The sequence below is a fragment of the Photobacterium sp. OFAV2-7 genome, from assembly GCF_022347985.1.
Classification (GTDB): domain Bacteria; phylum Pseudomonadota; class Gammaproteobacteria; order Enterobacterales; family Vibrionaceae; genus Photobacterium.
Map to the genome: position 1 here is coordinate 1 of NZ_JAKRFQ010000619.1, position 3,212 is coordinate 3,212.

Genomic DNA, 3,212 nt, shown 5'->3' on the forward strand with positions numbered 1-3,212 from the left:
TATAAAATCAGCTAAACAATTTTGTGTCAGACGACGGTTAAGCAGATCCAAACTACACACTGTCAATTTACCTGTCGGCTCGGCCTTATGACTTTGTATTTCTCCTATCGCCTGAAGCCAATGCTCCTCCATCGCCATAGTGTGTTCCACAAAAAGCCGACCCTCATAAGTTAATTCGAGTTTTCGGGTCGTACGTTTAAAGAGCGAAATTTGTAGACCGGCTTCAATAGACTTTATCCGTCGGCTAACGCCTGGCCGAGTCAGATTCAGTATATCTGCAGCTTTTGCAAAACTACCTTGGCTGGCGATAAGGTTGATGAGCTTGAGATCGTCAACTGAGAGGTTAATCATCGTTATACAGGCGCTCCGTGAAAAGTTGACATGAAGAGATATTGAATTCCATATCAAAATAAAAATGGTATACCGTAACAATTAACTGATTACAAATCCCTTCATTCAATTTAAAGGTGGTTATTAGTTCTGCTCTTGCCTGACTATGCCCTAAGTAACTTCTACCTGCATTTGCTCTATCATCAAACGGGAACCCGTAATCTAGCCATTAAAGCGGTCGTTGAGTATTTCGCCTCTCGGTTATCGGACAAGAGATACTAAGCGGTCTCAAAGCGCTTAGTGTTATAACTGCTATACAAAGGCATAAACAAGAAAGGCACCGAATGCTGCGGCGAGAGTACCGCCAATACGACCGTAAGGCTTAGCAAAAGACAGGGCCCATGCCATCAGACGGTGGAAGCTGCGACGGCCGATGGCAGCTAGAATAAAAGCGGCAATGAGCGACACCCAGCCGATGATCTCAATGATGAACGGAAACCTTGAAATATCGGATTGAGCGATCAGCAAAAAACCAATAATCAACCTGACAACAACGGCCAGTACGTGGATTTGCAGGCTGCCGAGGTGCCGTCTCAGATAACCAAACACCACTGTTGGTCTAACGAGAATGACTATCCCGATAAGAAAGATTAGCGTGCCAAAAAGTATGATGATCGAGGTCATAATAACTGCGCTATCTATGGGTGCTGGCTGTGTTTGGAATGGTTTTGGTCTTGGTTTTGGCTTTTACTGCTATGTTCAGTGAGGCTTTTCTTTCCCCAGGTGAAGACATAATGTCCGCCGCTGATTAATACCAAAGAAATCAGCAGCCACAGACCAATTTCGAAAAAGATTTCGGGCAAAATAGGGTAGACCTGTTGCGTGATTAGCATGAGAGCAAAGGCAATCTGTACAAACGTACTTGCCTTGCCCCAAAAGCTTGGTTCGATTTCGTAGCGTCCAAAAAGGCAGTAATAGGCAATAGCCCCGACGAGAATGATCACATCTCTAACGATGACGATTACGGCGACCCAAACAGGGACTAATCCTACGATGGCAAAGGCGATAAATGCACTTATTAGCATCGCTTTATCTGAAAGAGGATCGGCGATTGTTCCGAAGCGGCTGATGGCATCCAGCTTGCGAGCAAGCCAACCGTCAAGCCCGTCACTGACTCCGGCGAAGAAGGCAATCCACAACACGGTCGAGTAATTTCTCTCCAGGATCAACAGGCAAATCGGCACTGCCAAAATGAGACGTAATGTCGTCAAGATGTTAGGAATTTGCTTGATCACACGACAGGCCATGATAGGTACCGTTCCCTGCTGCTGCCTCTAACACCAGTGTATACCATTACCCGTGGTATTTTTCTGAACTGATCCCGTAAGCCTTTCTCTAAGCCTGTAAATCTAGGTTGAACGGTAGATATTTAGTTAGATTTTCTACTTGCTTATAGCTCGCAACGGATCTCTGAGATAGGGACTTGTTGTTCGCCAAAGCAGACAAAACCCTCATGCTTGTAGCGCTTTCCGAATGAGATTCTGTCAGTCTGGTTGTCTTTCATTTTGAGGCTTTGTGCAGTAATTTCTTCTCCGTCGAATAGTACGGCGGTGAATGAGTCTCGGAAGGTTGATATAAGACGGCTTCCACTTCCCGAAATAGTGAACTGAACACTGGCACAGCGTTGGGAAGGACTTGCTAGAATACTCTGTACTTTGTTTTCTTCATTGAGGATAACTGACTGCTTTTCGGCTTTGATATCAACAGTATTAACGCTGTGCAAATTGCACTGCGCGGCAAAAGCGTTGCTCGATAAAAAGAGTAGGAGATAGAATGGTTTGCGTAACATGTAAAACCCATAATCCATTAATGACCTGTGATCCTAATACGCCAGCAATTAACTTTGTGTATGAATTTGTACGCATTTGTCAGGTGTGAATGGGTGGCATGAATTCAGTAAATGAGCAGTGTGCTGATGAATAAAAAAATCCTCCGCCACTGGCAGAGGATTTTTGGTAGCAGCAATAGTGTTACGCTTGCTTTTTAACCTTCGTTAGTTGATGGCGACAGGTAGGCAGCTGCTTCGCTATCATCGGCGCTTGCCGTTGTATTGCTGGCTGACTCTTTCTTCGCTTCGGTCGTTATCTTGCTGGTGGATTGATTAGCAACGATTTCCGTTTCACCACCAAAGTCCTCTTTTAGCCACTTGCTGAAGCCGTAGAGCATGATAAATATCACAATCATTAGCGGAAGTGAGGTCACAATAGCCAGCGTCTGAACGGTATTTAGCGGCGCGTCGATAAACATCATCGCCAGTGGTACGGCCGCCAGAATTAAACACCAGAACAGGCGTAGTGCTGTCGGTGGGTTGGCATTCTCATCCAATTGGTTGGCTGCCGTTGCCGCCAATGTGAAGGATGCCGAATCAAGCGTAGTCGCTAGGAACAATGTCGACATTACCGCGAAGATAATGATAAACAATGCGCTTGCAGGCAGGGTGTTTAGCACCGCTATGACTGTTGCTGAGCCGCCGTTTTCGGTGATAGAACGGGTAACATCCACGATTTCCGTCAGGTGCACGTTCATACTGAAGCTGCCCAGAACACCAAAGAAGATGAAACAGCCGGCGCTGCCGCCAATAACCATGCTGCCGATCACTTCTTTCAGCTTGCGACCTTTAGATACTTTGGTAACAAACAGTGCCATGAATGGAACATAAGTCATCCAGTATGCCCAGTAGAATACGGTCCATGAGGTTGGGAACGAACCGCCTTCGACTGGATCAGTCCATAGGCTCATGCGGATGAAGTTCTGTAGCATCAGGCCGTAACCATTGGTCATCTGGTTGATGATGAAAGAGGTTGGGCCCACGATAAGAATCA

The 3,212-nt window shown here is 46.0% G+C and carries 5 protein-coding genes; all 5 read right to left on the bottom strand.

Going from position 1 to position 3,212, the window contains the following annotated elements; genetic code table 11:
- Positions 1-351, bottom strand: a 351-nt coding sequence (locus tag MHN01_RS21855; RefSeq protein WP_239413415.1) for a LysR family transcriptional regulator, incomplete at its 3' end; no start/stop codon positions are given.
- A 291-nt stretch (positions 352-642) separates the two neighbouring features.
- Complete coding sequence (locus MHN01_RS21860) at positions 643-1,014, bottom strand: hypothetical protein (protein ID WP_239413416.1); 372 nt, start codon at positions 1,012-1,014, stop codon at positions 643-645.
- Positions 1,015-1,028: 14 nt separating this feature from the next.
- On the bottom strand, positions 1,029-1,637 hold the full coding sequence (locus MHN01_RS21865; protein WP_239413417.1) for a CDP-alcohol phosphatidyltransferase family protein: 609 nt from the start codon (positions 1,635-1,637) through the stop codon (positions 1,029-1,031).
- 143 nt (positions 1,638-1,780) lie between these two features.
- Positions 1,781-2,179 (bottom strand): hypothetical protein, encoded by a 399-nt coding sequence (locus MHN01_RS21870; RefSeq protein WP_239413419.1) that lies wholly within the window; start codon positions 2,177-2,179, stop codon positions 1,781-1,783.
- A gap of 194 nt (positions 2,180-2,373) precedes the next feature.
- On the bottom strand, positions 2,374-3,212 hold an 839-nt coding region (locus MHN01_RS21875; protein WP_239413421.1), incomplete at its 5' end, for a BCCT family transporter.